Annotated in this window: 14 protein-coding genes; 8 read left to right on the top strand and 6 right to left on the bottom strand. The window is 42.7% G+C overall.

All coding sequences use genetic code 11. From position 1 onward, the window contains the following. Nucleotide 1: 1 nt before the first annotated feature. The 3 genes from FQ608_RS21560 to FQ608_RS21570 all read right to left on the bottom strand — a co-directional run bounded on the left by FQ608_RS21560 (nt 2) and on the right by FQ608_RS21570 (nt 5,249). The gene (locus FQ608_RS21560) at nt 2–3,352 is read right to left on the bottom strand and encodes a SusC/RagA family TonB-linked outer membrane protein (RefSeq protein ID WP_234364318.1); all 3,351 of its coding nucleotides are present in this window, start codon (nt 3,350–3,352) and stop codon (nt 2–4) included. 153 nt (nt 3,353–3,505) lie between these two features. Further along, entirely contained in the window at nt 3,506–4,558 is a 1,053-nt protein-coding gene (locus FQ608_RS21565; RefSeq protein WP_158860569.1) for a FecR family protein, read from the bottom strand. A gap of 88 nt (nt 4,559–4,646) precedes the next feature. Beyond that, nucleotides 4,647–5,249 (bottom strand): RNA polymerase sigma factor, encoded by a 603-nt coding sequence (locus FQ608_RS21570; protein ID WP_234364319.1) that lies wholly within the window; start codon nt 5,247–5,249, stop codon nt 4,647–4,649. 559 nt (nt 5,250–5,808) lie between these two features. Between FQ608_RS21570 and FQ608_RS21575 the strand changes: the two genes are divergently transcribed. The 5 genes from FQ608_RS21575 (at nt 5,809) to FQ608_RS21595 (ending at nt 10,241) form a co-directional block, all read left to right on the top strand. After that, nucleotides 5,809–6,513 carry an orotidine 5'-phosphate decarboxylase / HUMPS family protein gene (locus FQ608_RS21575; protein WP_158860571.1) on the top strand — a complete coding sequence of 235 codons (705 nt, stop codon included), beginning with the start codon at nt 5,809–5,811 and terminating at the stop codon, nt 6,511–6,513. A 29-nt stretch (nt 6,514–6,542) separates the two neighbouring features. Further along, nucleotides 6,543–7,577 carry a zinc-binding dehydrogenase gene (locus tag FQ608_RS21580; protein ID WP_158860572.1) on the top strand — a complete coding sequence of 345 codons (1,035 nt, stop codon included), beginning with the start codon at nt 6,543–6,545 and terminating at the stop codon, nt 7,575–7,577. A 2-nt stretch (nt 7,578–7,579) separates the two neighbouring features. After that, complete coding sequence (locus FQ608_RS21585) at nt 7,580–8,371, top strand: SDR family NAD(P)-dependent oxidoreductase (RefSeq protein WP_158860614.1); 792 nt, start codon at nt 7,580–7,582, stop codon at nt 8,369–8,371. Nucleotides 8,372–8,409: 38 nt separating this feature from the next. Further along, complete coding sequence (locus FQ608_RS21590) at nt 8,410–9,300, top strand: sugar phosphate isomerase/epimerase family protein (RefSeq protein ID WP_158860573.1); 891 nt, start codon at nt 8,410–8,412, stop codon at nt 9,298–9,300. A gap of 68 nt (nt 9,301–9,368) precedes the next feature. Further along, nucleotides 9,369–10,241, top strand: a complete 873-nt coding sequence (locus FQ608_RS21595) for an SMP-30/gluconolactonase/LRE family protein (RefSeq protein WP_158860574.1) — start codon at nt 9,369–9,371, stop codon at nt 10,239–10,241. A 280-nt stretch (nt 10,242–10,521) separates the two neighbouring features. Here FQ608_RS21595 and FQ608_RS21600 read toward each other — a convergent pair whose 3' ends face one another. From FQ608_RS21600 to FQ608_RS21610, 3 genes are all read right to left on the bottom strand, one after another. Then, the gene (locus FQ608_RS21600; RefSeq protein WP_158860575.1) at nt 10,522–11,343 is read right to left on the bottom strand and encodes an AraC family transcriptional regulator; all 822 of its coding nucleotides are present in this window, start codon (nt 11,341–11,343) and stop codon (nt 10,522–10,524) included. A gap of 195 nt (nt 11,344–11,538) precedes the next feature. Next, nucleotides 11,539–12,558 (bottom strand): SDR family NAD(P)-dependent oxidoreductase, encoded by a 1,020-nt coding sequence (locus tag FQ608_RS21605; protein WP_158860576.1) that lies wholly within the window; start codon nt 12,556–12,558, stop codon nt 11,539–11,541. Nucleotides 12,559–13,027: 469 nt separating this feature from the next. Further along, nucleotides 13,028–13,810, bottom strand: a complete 783-nt coding sequence (locus FQ608_RS21610) for a glycerophosphodiester phosphodiesterase (protein ID WP_234364320.1) — start codon at nt 13,808–13,810, stop codon at nt 13,028–13,030. Between the two features lie 677 nt (nt 13,811–14,487). On the opposite strand from FQ608_RS21610, the gene FQ608_RS21615 reads away from it, so the two are divergent. The 3 genes from FQ608_RS21615 (at nt 14,488) to FQ608_RS21625 (ending at nt 17,158) form a co-directional block, all read left to right on the top strand. Further along, nucleotides 14,488–14,712, top strand: coding sequence for a hypothetical protein (locus FQ608_RS21615; RefSeq protein WP_158860577.1), 225 nt, complete (start codon nt 14,488–14,490; stop codon nt 14,710–14,712). A 538-nt stretch (nt 14,713–15,250) separates the two neighbouring features. Further along, nucleotides 15,251–16,264 carry an esterase gene (locus FQ608_RS21620; protein WP_158860578.1) on the top strand — a complete coding sequence of 338 codons (1,014 nt, stop codon included), beginning with the start codon at nt 15,251–15,253 and terminating at the stop codon, nt 16,262–16,264. Between the two features lie 6 nt (nt 16,265–16,270). Further along, nucleotides 16,271–17,158 (top strand): acetoacetate decarboxylase family protein, encoded by an 888-nt coding sequence (locus FQ608_RS21625; RefSeq protein ID WP_158860579.1) that lies wholly within the window; start codon nt 16,271–16,273, stop codon nt 17,156–17,158. The last annotated feature ends 15 nt before the right edge of the window (nt 17,159–17,173 follow it).

Below are 17,173 nucleotides of genomic sequence, written 5' to 3' on the forward strand. Positions count from 1 at the left end.
TTTAAAATGTGATGTTTAAACCTAAAACCAACGCCCTGGCGGTGGGATAACGCGTTCCGTCTATTCCTGTAGACACAAAACCACCCTGTGATCTTGGAGTATCCACTTCTGGATCGAATCCGGGGTAGTTGGTAATGGTGAGCAGGTTTTGTCCTGTTACGGAAAACCGCATATTCTGCAACCAGGAAATAGAACTGGTATTGAAGTTATACCCGAGGCTGGCGTTGTTAAGCCGGATAAAATCACCGTCATGTATAAACCGGGTAGAGGGAGAGGCTGAGTTGTTTCTACTTTCCTCAGGGAAATCCAGCACGTTGGTTGATACATTGTTACCTGCTACCAGTCTTGGAAGGTTAAAGTAGGCATTTTCATCGTTCCAATAGATCTGATTGCCAGATACGCCATTGAAATTTACTGTTAGGTCAAACCGTTTGTAAGATGCATTAGTGTAAAACCCAAAGATGGTTCTTGGCAGTCCGGAACCTCCATTGACAAAATCGGCATCAGTTATTAACCCATCACCGTCTACATCACGGAATTGGTTGTTTCCAGCCTCATCCAAGCCAATCCATTCATGTATCCAAAAGGTGCCTACCGGAAAGTCATTTAGGAATCCGTTAACCTGGACACCTGACAGCCCCGGTCCTCCGATACCCCCGGTACGCAAGATGGAAACTGGCAAATTACTCACGTTGTTGCGCAGGAAGCTGATGTTTCCGCCAATATCCAACCTGAAATCGGTTCCGATATTTTTTCGATATCCTAGTGCTATCTCCAAACCTGTATTTTCGATTTCCATTGGATAGTTGCTCCAGAAGGATGAAGTAGCGACAATGGGGTCCACACCTGTTAAAGTTTCCCAAAGAATGTCACTGGATACTTTCCGGAAGACATCAACGGTACCATACAGTTCCTCTCCAAAGAATCCAAAGTCAAATCCAATATTTGTCTGTGAGGAGACCTCCCATTTGATACCTGGGTTTTGCAGCCGAACAAAGTTAATTCCCGGTGACACTGCTGAGTTGGCACCTGGTGTAAGTGCATAGCCGGATCCAGGACCGGTATTTACCGTCAGTAATTGTTGGGTAATATAGGAGGGAATATCCTGGTTACCAGTTCTTCCCCAACCCGCTCTTAATCGGAGATTACTCAGTGACACCGCACTGCTTAGAAAGCTTTCATTGGAAATCTGCCATGCAGCGGAGAAGGATGGGAAATAGCCGTAGCGGTTATCAGCTCCAAATCTCGACGATCCATCCGCTCTCATTGTAGCTGTCAGATAATATTTTTCATCGTAGTTATAATTAATCCTACTGAAGTAAGATTGTAACTCATTTTCACTGGCTCCACCACCGGGTCTGTTGATCCCGATTGAGAGGTCAGATCCGATTCCGGGGTTTCTATATGCTTCGATTTCCGTAGTTGCGAAGTTATTAATACTCCAGAACCTGAAGGAATTGTTGAATTTTTGATACGAATATCCTGCCAATACACTGAAATCGTGCTTTCCATCACCGAGCGAAAATCTGTAATTCAAGAAACTTTCTGTCAGAAAATTGCCATTTTCCGTGGTAGCATCCTGCAACCGACCTCCTGGATGAGGTAGACGCTGTACCGTGTGCCTGCTAATCTGGCTTATTCGTGAACCTTGGGAATTGTCCACAGCCACATTCAACTTGTATTCCAAGCCTTTGAAAATTTCAAAACCTACATCTATGTTACCTAAAACCCGATTGACTTTTGAGAATTCGGTGTACATATCCATCATCATTAGCGGATTTATTCCCTCGGGGAAGAGGTAAGCAGAACCATCCGCATTTCGGGTGGGATAGGTTGGATTTGCGGTAAGTGCGTTAGACAAGGCATCACCGCCAACTCCGGCGTTGTCGCCAATGGGAGGGGAGTCATTTCGGGTGTTACTGGTAGTTAGGTTGATGCCGAATTTCAGACGGTCATTGATAAAACGTTGACTCATGTTCATTCGTGCGGTATACCGCTTCATCGAACTCTGCATCACGACGCCTTCCTGATCCAACGCACTGATGGAGGCATAGAAATTTCCGTTTTTCGTGCCACCTCCATAGGAAATATTATGGTCATGCGTAAAAGCCGACCGGAATATTTCATCCTGCCAGAATGTGTTTGCAGGACCTATATTGTCGGGATCACCATATTGGTTGGTAAAATCCCTAAACTGCTGCGCATTGAGTACATCAATGGTTTTTGTAACTTGGGAAAAAGCAAAGCTGCTGCTATAGTTAAGTTTTGGCTCTGCGGCGTCCCCTTTTTTCGTTGTGATTAAAACTACCCCGTTTGCACCCCTAGAACCATAAATGGCCGTAGCAGAAGCGTCTTTCAATACATCAATGGATTCAATATCTGCCGGGTTAAGAAAGTTCAACGGGTTGGCTGGTGCTGAACCCGAAACGCCCAAATCTGCCCCACCGGTAGTGGAAGAAGCATTATCAAGCGCAACTCCGTCCACCACAAACAACGGCCCACTGCCACTCCTTACAGATCCTGGTCCACGGATGGTCATTCTGGAGGCGGCACCAGGTTCTCCGCTTGTTGCCGTTACATTTACGCCGGCAATTTTACCCTGAAGCAATTGCTCCGGAGATACGATTACGCCTTTATTAAAAGCTTCTTCCTTCAAGGACCCGATTGATCCGGTAAGATCCGATCTTTTTTGCATCCCGTATCCCACGACTACGACTTCCTGTAAACTGGACTCATCCAGTTCCATGGTAGTTTCAATCACAGTCCGATTGCCCACCGGTACTTTTAACGCCTTGTATCCAATGAAAGAAATAACCAAAACGGCATCATCGGGTACTTCAAGAGTATAATTACCATCTATGTCTGTAACTGTGCCCCTACTTGTACCGTCGATAGTTACGGTCGCTCCGGGTAGGGGATCTCCGTTTTCGTCCTTGACTGTGCCGCGGATATTGATATCCACAATAGCTGGCAAATCTTCAATATTCTCCGACAATTTTATGGCATCAATACTATTATTTAATTGACGGAATCGGAGGGAGGTTTGCTTGGAAACATCCGACAAAAATTCCTCAACTGTTCCATCTTTTTTCTCCAAAAAAATAAGCGATCGCTTATCTATGTCTTTTTGGTCAAATGAAAATTGAAAGGGAGTTTGCTTCTGAATCATTCCAAAGAACTGATTCAAGGTCAGCGTCTCCCGGTCAATTTTAACATGTACGTCACTAATGGATTTGTACTGACCATTGACATTGACGGCCAACACAAAGTTGAATATCAACAGTTGAACCACGAACCCATACAAGAAGTATCTGGACAACATATAAATTGTCTTTTGTAATTTTAATTTCATAATTTTGAAAGGTTTATTGGATTATTTCACTAAACAAGGTCTTTGCTTGCGGCTCATTCCCCAATGGTTATGCAAGCATTGACCGACACTGAGCCAACTGATTTATTCAGTTGGCTTTTTTTAACTGGTGTTTTCCGGGTTTTTTTTCATGTTTTAAAATTTAATGGTTACCTGATTTTCATTTATTGTATATGTAAATTGTTCTATGTAAGCCATGCTTTCCAAGATATTATCCAATGTTTGTCGTTGATACTCTCCGGAATAATCCCATTTTCGGGTTGGATGATTTATAGTTTTAACTTTGACCCCATACCAATTTTCAAGTGCATCAACTACTTCTATAAAACTTGCCTTTTTGAAAACTAACCAACCTTCTTTCCAGCCAATTTCCCGTTTCCAGTCGTAGGTTCCAATATCGGTTTTGTGGTTTTTTTCATCGAAAATTAATTGTTGTCCGGGTGCTAACCACTCATTGATAGCAGCATCAGGATGGGTGATTTGAACTTTTCCGGAAGCTAATGATACCTTGGTCTTTTGAGTTTGGCGGTCTCTATAGACCGTAAAGGAAGTGCCGACTGCCTTCGTCAAGAGTCCGGAGGCCGATACTACAAACGGCTGTAAACTATCTGAATGAACGTCAAAGAATGCTTCTCCACGTAGTGTGACTGACCTTTCATTCCCCTCAAACCTCTCAGGGTATGAGATTTCTGTGGATGCGTTTAACCAAACCTCAGTTTTGTCAGGAAGAGTGATTTTCAATTTCTCTCCTTTTTTGGTTTTTCTAGAGACCCACTCCACAGCAATTGGCTCTGAGATTTTTTCTTCCAAGTTTGGATTACTGATCGTGTATAAAACTGCCGTTAAAAATCCGATGAATAAGACCGCCACTACCCGCTGAAATTGGCTGAATCCATCCCACCCGAAATTGTTTGTTGGAGGATCAATATCTTTTTTAGGCCTCAACAAAAGAGTCTTTTTGTCATCCTGAAGGACTTTTAATAGTATGTCCTGTTTCAGTTCTTTGGATGGTGAATCCATAGGTATTGACCTCATTCCCGACAATAGCTCACGGGCCAGCTTTACATCTCCTATCCGATCCGGATGGGCGATCATCCATTGCTTCCAAAAAGCATCCAGCTCTTCGTCGGGATTTTGTACCCACCGTACAAATTCCGCTTGGGATAAAAGTTCAATTACTGCGTGCATGGGTCAGTCACATGTTTACAACTCACAAAGCCCTGGAATTGAAAAATGACATCTATTTTTTCGATTTTTTTTTGCCAAATTCAAGAAATTAGCCTAAAATATCTCTCAAAAAATCCAAGGCCTTGTACACCAAGTTTCTTACCGACTTAATATTATCCAATTTCATAATCTCTTGAATTTGGGAATAGCTGAGTTCCTCAAAGAAAAAATAGTAAATAACCTCTTTTTTGCGGGGACTAAGCTGCTGTAGTGCCAAATTAATACGGTTTGCGATTTCCTCACTTATCTGCCGGTCAATCAACATTTGTTCGGGAGAAAAATACACGTCAAATTGAAATTCCTCGGGAAGTTGTTCCGTTTGATTGATCCATCGCTTTTCTTCCTTTACGATTTTCCGCTTAAGCGACTTAAATAGGTAAAATTTGATGTTATCCGTTCCTCCTAACGTGGCCCGGTTTTTCCTCAGGGATATAAAAAGATCTTGGATAATGTCTTTGAGAAATTGTTCCTGTCTGACAAATCTCCTCCCATATCGGTATAACTCATCAAAATAAGTTGAATAGATCGTGATAAACGCAGACTCATTACCCAACCTAAACGTATCCCACACTTCCCTATCACTGGATTTAGAATAACCGGAAGGAATGGGGTTGAAATTATCCCTCAAGAGTATGTTGGGTCTATTTTCCAAGGGGTAACTGGTTTGGTTGTGGGGTAACATGCCTTATCTCAAAGGTATAAAATTATTTTTAGTTTGGGTTATACCAAACATTAAATTATTACTAAGTCTTAAGCACAAACAATAGATGGATTTAACAGAAATTTTATATTAAAGACGATTTTTGACTAGTTTTTTCATTTAGAATTGTGTAGAAATATTCCAAACCCGATTTAGAAATGGGGATTTAAAAAGGTTGATTTTCAAGGAATTGAAGCCATTAAATGTGTTCTAAGGTTCAGAACGGCAGTTGTATCCATAAAAACATTGTAGATAATCATTTGGAATTGACTTTAAAAAAGCCAACATTTAAATAGCCTTTCCTGTAAAAAGCATGTATTAACAAGTGAAACCCATCAAATTTCCGATCTATGTAATCAAATTTCTATTTTTATTGCGAGGCATTTTCTCAAAAGTCCTATAAGATTGCATTTGGTCTCTGAATGAAACTTCTCAAGTTTTACTTATGGCTTTCTCTATTTACTGACTATTCTATTCAATTTTATAAATTTAAACGATCAACTTGATACGCATGAAACCTATTGTTCAAATTTCACTTGATTTAACCAATATTGATGAAGCATTGGAAACAGCCGCAATGGCTCTTCGGGCGGGGGTAGATTGGCTGGAAGCCGGCACGCCTTTGATTCTGGCGGAAGGCCTACACGGTGTAAAAAAGCTCCGTGAAGCATTTCCAAATATCCCAATTGTAGCCGACTTGAAAACCATGGACGGGGGCTACCTGGAAGCGGAGATGATGGCCAAGGCCGGAGCAAACTATGTGGTCGTCATGGCCCGTGCGCATGAAGAGACCATCAAGTGTGTTGTTCAGGCAGGAAAGGACTTTGGATGTCAGGTAATGGGAGATAACCTGGGCTGTCCGGACATGGTAGAGGGAGCTAAATTTTTGGAGGACCTGGGATGTGATTTTGTGATTCATCATATAGGTTATGACGAGCGTAGGGGTATAGCTGCGCAGGGAAAAAGGATGCCCAGCCCCATGGACCAGCTTCGTGAAGTGGTGGATGCGGTAAGTATTCCCGTACAGGCCGTAGGAGGGTTATCTCTGGAGCAGGCCATTGAGTGCCCCAAGTACGGTGCTCCCCTGGTAGTATTGGGTGCTCCACTTACCATCGATGCTGACGCCTTCAAAACCGCTGACGGAAATTTGGAAGAATCCCTACGCATGATCTGCGAGGCAATTCACGCTTATGGAGATATCGCCATCAAAAAGTAAACTAAGAACCCAAAATCAATACAGCAGCAATGTCAATAGAAAAATCTAAAGCAGTAGTAAATTATGCCGAAACCAAGGGTTCGGTAGAAATTAGGGAATTGGAAGTACCCGTTATCGGTGAAACAGACATATTATTGGAGGTATCCAATGTAGGTGTATGTGGCAGCGACCTGCATCAGTGGACTTCGGACCATAGCTGGCCGGTAAATTATCCGGTGGTTCTTGGACATGAATTTGGAGGTATTATAGCCGATGTTGGAAGCCTGGTACAAGGTTGGAAAGTAGGGGATAGGGTGGTAAGTGAAACGGCCGCCGTAATCGATCCCCTGAATCCCATGAGTAAAATTGGCCTTTATAATTTAGACCCTACCCGTAAAGGCTTTGGATACGGGGTAAACGGTGCCATGACCCGCTATGTACGGGTGCCAGCCAGGTGTTTGCACCATGTTCCGGAAAATGTACCTTTCGAACAGGCCTGTCTTACTGAGCCTTCCTGTGTAGCATACAGCGCCGTAGTGGCTAATTCCCATGTGAAACCGGGTGATCGGGTATTGGTCATTGGTCCCGGAACCATTGGAATTCTTTGCGCATTGATGGCCAAACTAAACGGTGCCGAAGTGGCCATTTTGGGTTTGGAAGCAGATAGGGGAAGATTAAAAATCGCAGAACAATACGGGTGCACCGGACTGGTTGGAAATGCTACGGAATGGGCAAGAAGCTGGGATGGAATGGGTGCGGACCTAATTGTGGATGCTGCTGGACATAGTAACACGCTACAAATAGCCATGGAAGCGGTGAGGCCTAATGGTCAAATCACCAAAGTAGGCTGGGGCAAACAGCCATGCAATTTCTCGCTGGATCCCATTGTGCAGAAGAATGTACGCTTACAGGGAAGCTTTAGCCATAACTGGCCCATGTGGGAAAAGGTAATTGCCATGATGGCGGCTGGAATCCTGGATGTTAGACCCATAATCGGAGGGGTTTGGCCGTTGGAATCCTGGCAGGAAGCCTTTGAGAAAATGCACCATGGTGAGGTAGTGAAAAGTGTCCTTAAACCTTTTTGATGATGCGTTTAAAAGACAAAGTTATAGTAGTCACCGGCAGTACAACAGGTATAGGTAAAGCCATTGCCATTCGCTGCGTACAAGAGGGTGCCAAGGTTGTAATCCACGGATTGGAAGAAGATTGGGGAAGGCAGGTAGTGGAAGAGATTGGTAAGGAAAATGCAGTGCTGCATATCGACGACTTGGAGGCAGACGGAGCTCCGCAACGGCTTATCGACAAAGCGATCCAAGTTTATGGAAAGTTGGATGGTCTTGTGAATAACGCAGCCATGGTGGTTTCGTCGAATATTAAGGACACTGATAAGGCCTATTTGGAAAAGGTGCTGGCGGTAAATACCATTGCCCCTTTTTTGTTGATTAAGGCTGCGCTTCCTTTTTTGGCCACCACAAAGGGTGCCGTGCTGAATATCGGATCTGTCAATGCTTGGAGTGGAGAGCCCAACCTGTTGGCCTATAGCATTTCCAAGGGAGGTCTGATGACCATGACCCGGAATCTGGGGGATACCCTTTTTAGGGAGCATGGAATTAAGGTAAATCAGATCAATCCGGGATGGGTCCTTACGGAAACGGAAATTCAACGGAAAAAGGAGCACGGACTTTCCGATACCTGGTATGAGGGGCTTCCTGATATGTATGCCCCATCAGGCAGGATCATTTTGCCCAAGGAAATTGCCGCTGCGGCTATTTTTTGGTTGGCTGATGAATCTGGACCTGTGACCGGTCAGGTGATGGATCTGGAACAGTATCCCATGATTGGAAGAAACCCTCCCAAGGATACCAGTACTATTAAGTAAAATTTTCAATTAAAGTTAAAAATAAATCAAGACTATATATGCCCAAATTAGCAGCATTTCCAAAGGCCTTTATGCAAGCTTTATGCAAAGACGGTACCATGAAAATAAGGGAATGGGTGGATCTCGCCAGTCAATTGGAAATTGAGGGGCTGGAATGGTATGCGGGATTTTTGGAAATGGAGGACAAAATCCGATGGCCGGAATTCCGCCAGATGGTTGAGGACACGGGAAAAACCATCCCCATGATGTGCTGTTCTCCGGATTTTACCCACCCGGACGCTTCTTTCCGTCAGAAGGAAATAGCAAAACAGAAAAATTGGATAGATATGACACATGTGTTAGGTGGAAGCTATTGCCGCGTATTATCCGGCCAAAAACGTCCTGAACTAACTATTGACGAGGGGGTAAAACTTGCAGCGGATTCAATTACGGCTTGCATCCCTTATGCCGAAGAGCGGGGAATTACCCTGATTTTGGAAAATCACTACAAAGACGATTTTTGGGAGTATCCCGAATTTGCCCAAAAGATGGATGTGTTTTGTCAGTTAGTTGACAGCATTGACCATCCAAACTTTGGGGTTAACTACGATCCCAGCAACACCTTTCTAGCGGGTGAGGATCCTCTGGAATTATTGAAAAAAGTCTCCCATCGAGTAGTTACCATGCATGCCAGTGACCGGTACCTGAAATATGGCACCATTGAGGATCTCCGCAATGAGGAAGGCGGAGCTGTAGGCTATGCCAAGCGGTTGAGCCATGGTGAAATAGGGAAGGGCATGAATGACTATGATGCCATCTTTTCTGAATTGAAGCGGGTAGGTTTTGACGGCTGGATCAGTATTGAAGACGGTGTCGACGGCATGGATCAGTTGGAGCGCAGTGTAGCCTTTTTGCAGCGTAAGATTGCGACCTATTGGCCAAATAATTAACTTTATTCAAAAACAGTAAAAACCCTCAAGGAGTAACCCTGAGGGTTATGTAATTAAAGCAGATTCTTATGGAAGCTACCCTATTATACGATTGCCGATCCGAATTGGCAGAAGGTCCCCTTTGGCATGCAGCTTGGAACAGCTTTTTGTGGGTGGACATAGAAGGTGGACATTTATACCGGTATAGCTTACCAGACGGACAGGTCACTACTTGGGATTTTCCCCATAGGCTGACGATGGTGATCGAAGCTACTGGAAACAAACTTCTCATGGCCTTGGATGCCAAGCTCGCCTTATTCGATCCAAAAACCGAATCCTTGGAATGGTTGCTTGATCTGCATCCGGATGATTCGTCTATGCGCTGCAACGATGGCGCCTGTGACCCGCAGGGAAGGCTTTGGGTCGGGACGATGAGCTTGGAAATGACTGAGGGAGCAGCATATCTTTATCGTATCGGCATTGACAGGAAACCGCATCAGATGATTTCTAGCGTGACTATTTCTAATGGGTTATGCTGGTCTTTAGACGGTAAAACGATGTATTACATCGACAGTCCCACTCAAAAAGTGCAGGCATTTGACTTTGATCAACACACCGGAGACATTCGTTTTAAAAAGGACGTGATTTTGGTTCCTGAGGAGCTAGGTACGCCCGACGGCATGTGCATGGATGAAAATGGACTGCTTTGGATTGGCCACTATGGCGGATCGGGAGTGCATTGCTGGAACCCGGAAACCGGAAAATTGGTGGATAAAATAGAAGTACCAGCACCCAACGTCACGTCCTGTGCCTTTGGTGGCACAGATGGGAAGCAGCTGCTTATCACCACTGCTAGGGAAAATATGAGCGACGAAAAACTGGCTGAATATCCATTAAGCGGTTCCGTATTCGCGGCAGAAATGCCTGTGAAAGGAGCCCCCGTTTATTCTGCCAATTTTTAAGGCTGTGGGAGAAATTCAGAGGTGATGATTTGTTTGGGGATTTCGTTGCGTCATAAACTTTAAGACGGCTCTAAAACTAATCACAGTTGGATATTCCTGGTTGATGAATAAGCCGTTTTGGTCTAACGGTGTACCTGGCCAATCAGGTATAATTGTCCGCAAGGCTGGATTTGAGGTATATCTACTAACGGTTGGCATTTTTCTTTTAGCGTATAGCCGTTTAAGTAGGAGTAGTAATGCTGTCAACATTGTTGCTGAATTTTTTTTGGTTTAAAGAATGTTAGTGCCTTGCTATTTGTCCTGTCAACGCTGTAGGGGCATAACCGAACTGTTTTTTAAATGCAAACGAGAAATGGGATAAATTTTCAAAGCCAACTTCGTAACAAACCTCAATGGGCTTACTCTTTCGTTCCGCAAGTTGGTAGTGTGCCAATTCAAGCCGTTTTTGAGTCAGCCACCTTTGTGGGGTAATGTTATACGCATTCATAAAGTCCCTCTTGAAAGTAGTAAGACTTCTTCCCGTCAAATAGCTGAACTTTTCCAGTGGCATATTGAACATATAATTTTTTTCCATAAAGCTGATCAAATTGGCTTTCTGAGGGTCGTCAAAGTTTGCCAACACGCTGTCAATTTCCGTATCAATGGTTCTTAAAATGCTTATTGCTTCCGTAATTTTTAGCAATGCTAGATTTTCCGGAAAAGGTTCTTTCACATCAAAATACGGAACTAAAGAAGCAAGACAACTTTCAAGTAATGGGTGGTTCTTAAAAATGTGAATTTTTGGAACAGGAGTAATATTAGTTTTTACTTCTACCTTACTGTAAAAATTTCTTAGAATTTTCTCTGTTAAAAGCATTACGACTGTTTTATGCGGTAAGCCGTCCTTTGGATAATTGATAACTGTAGCAGGCTTGTTTCTTGGAATAAGAAAAATATCGCCAGTCCTAAACGTATGCGTTGCTTCAGCCTGCACAATTTTGGTTTCACCCGAAATGAACCAAATGAGCATGTGTTGGTCAAACACGATTTCCGTTTTGGAAAATTTATCCTCATAACAGGAAAGTTTTATTTCGGGTATCAGATGTTTTGATATGTGTTCCATTTTTTAAATTTATAAAGTAAAATTGTTTTGAAAATACACTTTTAAACAAATTGTCATTAAGTGAGTTGAATTTAGGTAGTTGCTCCTGCCACTACCTAAATTCAATAATTTTTTGATTACTAATTAGCCATTACAGGAATTGAGATGGTTTTAATTTTATGATATTCTTCAAATCCCGCAACTCCATAACCCGTCCTATACCTGACTGTTTGTAACCACCTTATCGAACTGGAACTTTAAACCTGTTAGTTTTTCACCCAATTCCCACAAGCGTTTTGCTTTTGCTTCGTCTAAGGAATAGCGTTTTACACCATTTGACATTTCGGTGTCTGAAGCCAATGGAGCAATGTCGTTATCTTCACAATACACACCACCAATGTTGTGTAATTGTGGACTTGTAGCGCACCATATTGTTGTAGACGCACCTTGCGGAATGGTTTTAAGGGAAGCCGCAACTTCGGGCATCACATTTCCCTGTTCATCACAAAAGCCCATTTTCACGAACAATTCTAATGGAGCTTCCCTGCCTAATTCAGTTCCGCCTATAGAGCCGGGGTGTAAGGAATATGCCCTTACTCCAAATTCTTTGGCCCGATTGTCCAATTCAAGAGAAAACGAATTGACAGCAGTTTTTGATTGTCCGTAGGCTTGTAAGGTTTCGTATTCCCGATGTTCAAAATTCGGGTCGTCAAAATTGATAGGTGCGAATTGATGTCCGTGGGAAGAAACGTTGATGACTCTGGCTCCATCCGCTTTCTTAAGCGCAGTCCAAAGTTTGGCCGTAAGTTGATACTGTGCTAAGTAATTTACCGCAAATTGCGATTCTATGCCACGGCTGTCCCTTCTTAGTGGTACCCACATAATACCTGCATTGTTGATAAGCAAGTTTAATGGTCTGCCCGAAGCCAAAAACTTTTCAGCAAATGCGTCAATAGAAGTGGGATTAATCAAATCCATCTCTTCTATTTCCACATTCTTAATTCCTCGAAGATTTTTCTTTGCCTTTTCGATGTCCCTTGCTGGAACAATGACGGTTGCACCCGCATTTGCAAGTGTTCTAACCGTTTCCAATCCAATGCCTGTGTTGCCTCCGGTTACAATGGCAGTTTTTCCTGAAAGGTCAATTCCTTTTATCACTTCTGTAGAGGTTGATTTTGGGTTGAAGCCAGAACCTATCGGTTTCTGTAAAGCCCCTTGATAATTGTTAGTTTCCATTTTTTAAATTGTTTTGTTAGATTAAATTGATAGGTCAAATGTAGCGCACACAAAAGCATATCACTTTGTTTAAAAGTCCGAAGTTGCTTTGTTTAAAAGGCCGGGTGACAGATCGGTAAAACCTAAAAAAATATTTGTACTAATCGCTGGGTATGTATAACGATCGTCTGCATTTCCTGGAATGGTTGGATTGCGTATCGGAGCAAAAACCAACTTGCAACATGTTAATTGGAAATAAAACCTTCTTGTATTTTTTTGCCATAGTAAAAATAAAAGTACGGCAGGGGCGGCTATTGTGTAGAAAAGTTGTTAGTTGAGTTGTCAGACTCTGCTCAGAGATTCCTTTTTGCGTTCAATATGGGGATGGTTATAAAATGGGCATTATTGCGTTGGGAGAAAAATGCATCACAGATTACCTGTCCAAAGTTACCTCCGGATGGTGGTAACATTGGACAGGTAGATGTTGAGCCTATTTGTTTACCAATTCCAAAAGCATTTCCGGTTCGTCGGTAGTGATAAACTCCACATTATTATCCAACAGCCACTCCATGTCTTCTTTTTTGTTTACCGTCCAGCAATTAACGGTCAATCCCAAATCATGGGCTTCTTGGATCCAATGTGGGTTTTCCCGCAGTACCCGAATATTATAGTCAAACCCAAAATAACCTTCATCCTTCAATTCCTGGGGAGTTTTGTCTCCCATCAAATAGGCCACATTGGCATCAGGATCCAGTTCGATGATTTTGCTTCCGATATGTTTGTCGAAGGTGATGTAATCCACCCACTTTTGGGCACCCATCTTATGAACCATTTCCACGGCCTTGGTAGCCAGTTCCTGCCCCCTTTCTGTACTGATTTTGGAGGGTTTTACCTCCATGATGAGTTTTGTTTTATTTTGCGACATCCCTTTTCGGAGCACTTCCTCCACGGTGGGCAGGCGCTCACCGTTGGGTAGCCTGAGGGCCAAAATTTGTTCGTATGTAGAGGTTTCCATCACTAGACTATCATAATCTGCATCATGATTTAGGATCAGAATCCCATCGGCCGTCATCCAAACATCAAATTCGGACCCCATGCAGCCGATGTCAATGGCCTGTTTAAGAGAAGCCAGGGAGTTTTGGGGAAGGCCTTCGGCTTTCCAAGCACCGCGGTGGGCGATTACTTTGTTGTTAAGAAATGTGTCGGGTTCTGGCCCGCACCCCGCAAGTATCATTCCTACTATAAAGGTCATAAAAATAGAACTACGTGTCATGGATATAATATGGTATGTTGATAGATGAATAAAATTCGGTTAAATAGTTGGGGATTGCAAAGTGGATGGTTTAATTTAATGTGAATTAATCGTTGGACGGATATTTATTGATACTGGATATTAGTTGATATTCAGTAGAAATATAGTGGAAATACGGTAGATATATGGCCTAGGGCCGAAATATTGGATTTGATATTTGTTGATATTAGATACTAATTGATATTGAAAGGGGGGGGAATATTACAAGATCCAAAAAACTAAAAAAATAGAATTCAGTAATAAACCAACGGATAGTAATGTTCTGTAGCTAAAAAGTCATCAGAATTAACAAGGGGATTTCATTAATGACGTTTTTCAGAATAGCCCCAATCATGTAGTTGGAACCTTATCTTTGCGTGGATTTTAACGAGTTTTTCCAACATTGCATTTGAAAAATGTACATCCCCCGAGACATCGATAAAGAGCTGGCAATATGGTGTTACGAAAAATCCGGAAAACCGTTGTTGGTCCGCGGTGCCCGTCAGGTAGGGAAATTAACTCAAATTTACCAATTGATCGCTATTTTTACACGTATAACTCTTACTATGAAAATAAAATCAATAATTCTCGCCCTATTATTTCTTGCAGCTTTCACTTCCTGTTCAAACTATTTCGTTTCACGCTTGCGAAGCACAAATATGAATCAACTTGAACTGGGTATGTCCAAAGAACAGGTTACCGGAATTCTTGGCAAAGAATACACAATTGCTGAGAAACGGATGGAAGGTGGAAACCAGATAGAAATACTTTCCTACCGCAATTCTCCGGAAACAGATGAATTTTACCAGTTTGTTTTTGTAAACAATGAGTTGGAGCGATGGTATAGAGAGTTGATGCCTAGGTATGAAGTTAGGGAAAACTAAGTCTTATAACGTCTAATGATAAATGGTTAATCGTTAACGGTTTTGTAGATTTAATCTTTGTGACTTCGTTGATTTTATCTTTTCCGGGTTCATAGCGCCACCCAAAATCAGCTAATAAATCAATTCGACCGTTTGCGGTTTTTTCCAGGTACAAATGGTTTTTCATAACCAAGATCAGACTGTAACTGCCTTAAAGTCCATCGTCATCGAATACATTCAATTTTCCATTGTAATAGTTAGCTGTCAATTGGCGGTCCTACTTCTAATTCATAAGACTGTTTTAGAAAGCAAAGGCAAACGCTTTCCCCTGAAAAAATAATTTGATGTTGTCGTGAACTGTTAAAGTATTTAGTGGCCAATTCTTTAATAAAAACGGGTTTTTAGCCCCGCATTAGGTAGATAAAAACTCCGAATCTTTCTAACTCACCTTTTCGGGTGGGATTTATTCAAAAAAGTAAGCTATCTTTTATTTCCCTTTAATTTTCTTTGGATTATCAGCCAATCTCCTTAACTTAATCTCTGAAAATTATTGTGGCCTATGAATACCCAGTTTGACACCATTCCTTTTGAAGCGCTGGACGGCTTCTCCTGTAATTTAAAGCATTTTATTTCACCGAACCCTACCAAGGGCCCGGTTTTGCTGGTTCACGGGGCAGGGGTGAGGAGCAATATTTTCAACCCTCCCTCCCAACAAAATATTATCCATATGCTGGCTGATGCAGGATATGACGTATGGTTGGAAAACTGGAGGGGAAGCATAGACTTGGCGCCAAACGAGTGGGACTTGGACCAAGTGGCGAAAAACGATCATCCTGCCGCGGTCCAAAAAATTACAGAACTGACCGGAAGTCAGGAAGTAAAAGCTATCATTCATTGTCAAGGGAGTACCAGTTTTATGATATCCGCCGCTTTGGGCTTATTGCCTCAGGTAAAGGTGATCGTAAGCAATGCGGTTTCCCTGCATCCGGTCATCCCCAAATTCTCGGTCTTCAAGCTTAATGTGCTGCTGCCAATTGTGGGTACCGTATTTAATTACCTAGACCCGTCGTGGGGTATTGAAGCTCCAGACACGAAATCGAAGGTGATCAGAAAGGTAGTTCAGGCCACCCATTGGGAGAAGGATACGACGGTGGGGAAAATGGTCAGTTTCACCTACGGTGCAGGCTGGCCTGCACTATGGGAACTGGATAATTTGGACAAAAAAACCATGGACTGGATTCAATACGAGTTTGCCCATGTGCCGATTTCTTTTTTTAGGCATATCCGAAATTGCGTCAAAAATGGAGTATTAGTACCATCGGGAAACGGTGAAACCCATTACGAGGTAACCCCCATGCAGACCGATGCCCGCATAGTCCTGTTTGGTGGGGTAAAAAACAAATGCTTTCTGGCAGAGAGCCAGGTAAGAACATTTAATTATTTGGAGAAGGAAAAACCGGGTTTCCATAAATTATACTTAATGGAGAAATACAGCCATTTGGATATATTTTTTGGGAAAAATGCACACGTCGATGTGTTTCCACTGATGATAAATGAATTAGATAAAGGATAATAACTTATGCCCCCAAAAAGAATCAAGCAATACACCGGAAGGTATGCCCTAGTTGATGGCATTCCCTATCAAATGCCCGTTCGGGCCGCCAATTCACCGGCGTTTTTAGCTGGATTTACCTGTGATTGGGAAAAAGCGAATGCGTTGCTTCCCGGAAATGAAATACATGCACTTAAATTACCCAACGGCAGGGCCATTCTTCTAATTACCGTCATCAATTATGTCGATACCAGCATCGGCAAATACATTGAATATAGTATAGCGATAGGGTGTACGAAAGGGAAGAAGCCAGCACCCCGGATATTGAATACAGTTTTTTTTAAATCCTATGGTACCGGACAGTATATTCTGGACCTGCCGGTTAGTTCGGAAATCTCGGTAAAAGGAGGCAAGGGTATCTGGGGCATGCCCAAGCATCAGGCCAATTTAGACTTTATCGATACCGAAGAGGCAGTGAGCAGTCAATATGAAAAGGACGGTTTATTTGCGTTCCGCATTGAAATCAAAAAACCTAAATCACCTTCTCTTCGGATTAAGATAGGCGCCACCAATTATTGCAGGTATAGAAATATGCTGATGGCCTCTTACATATATTTTGACACCAAAGCAGGAGTCAACCTCTTTGGAAAGGCCCAAGCCAAACTCTATATCGGAGATCATCCCAATGTGGCAATGCTGCGTGACATAGATATCAACCCAGATCCCATGTTTACGGTATATATGCCTGCAGCAAACGGGATTTTGGATGATCATATGCAGTGTTGGTTTATGACTTACGATGAACCACCGGCTGCAATGCCAGAGGGATTTGAAAGTGTCTTTCATCTTGGCAACGGAGAAGAATGGTTGGCACCTCCCAGTATTGTGGATTACGAAAAATATGCCGTTAAATAACATGTAACCACCAAA

It is taken from the genome of Lunatibacter salilacus (genome assembly GCF_009797935.1).
In the GTDB taxonomy this organism is placed as follows: domain Bacteria; phylum Bacteroidota; class Bacteroidia; order Cytophagales; family Cyclobacteriaceae; genus Lunatibacter; species Lunatibacter salilacus.

Bases quoted from the DNA above. Each gene is read 5' to 3' on its own strand.
- FQ608_RS21615 (WP_158860577.1), top strand. From the start codon at position 14,488: ATGAATCAACTTGAACTGGGTATGTCCAAAGAACAGGTTACCGGAATT.
- FQ608_RS21560 (WP_234364318.1), bottom strand. From the start codon at position 3,352: ATGAAATTAAAATTACAAAAGACAATTTATATGTTGTCCAGATACTTC.
- FQ608_RS21625 (WP_158860579.1), top strand. From the start codon at position 16,271: ATGCCCCCAAAAAGAATCAAGCAATACACCGGAAGGTATGCCCTAGTT.
- FQ608_RS21600 (WP_158860575.1), bottom strand. From the start codon at position 11,343: ATGGAACACATATCAAAACATCTGATACCCGAAATAAAACTTTCCTGT.
- FQ608_RS21585 (WP_158860614.1), top strand. From the start codon at position 7,580: ATGCGTTTAAAAGACAAAGTTATAGTAGTCACCGGCAGTACAACAGGT.
- FQ608_RS21605 (WP_158860576.1), bottom strand. From the start codon at position 12,558: ATGGAAACTAACAATTATCAAGGGGCTTTACAGAAACCGATAGGTTCT.
- FQ608_RS21575 (WP_158860571.1), top strand. From the start codon at position 5,809: ATGAAACCTATTGTTCAAATTTCACTTGATTTAACCAATATTGATGAA.
- FQ608_RS21590 (WP_158860573.1), top strand. From the start codon at position 8,410: ATGCCCAAATTAGCAGCATTTCCAAAGGCCTTTATGCAAGCTTTATGC.
- FQ608_RS21565 (WP_158860569.1), bottom strand. From the start codon at position 4,558: ATGCACGCAGTAATTGAACTTTTATCCCAAGCGGAATTTGTACGGTGG.
- FQ608_RS21580 (WP_158860572.1), top strand. From the start codon at position 6,543: ATGTCAATAGAAAAATCTAAAGCAGTAGTAAATTATGCCGAAACCAAG.
- FQ608_RS21620 (WP_158860578.1), top strand. From the start codon at position 15,251: ATGAATACCCAGTTTGACACCATTCCTTTTGAAGCGCTGGACGGCTTC.
- FQ608_RS21610 (WP_234364320.1), bottom strand. From the start codon at position 13,810: ATGACACGTAGTTCTATTTTTATGACCTTTATAGTAGGAATGATACTT.
- FQ608_RS21595 (WP_158860574.1), top strand. From the start codon at position 9,369: ATGGAAGCTACCCTATTATACGATTGCCGATCCGAATTGGCAGAAGGT.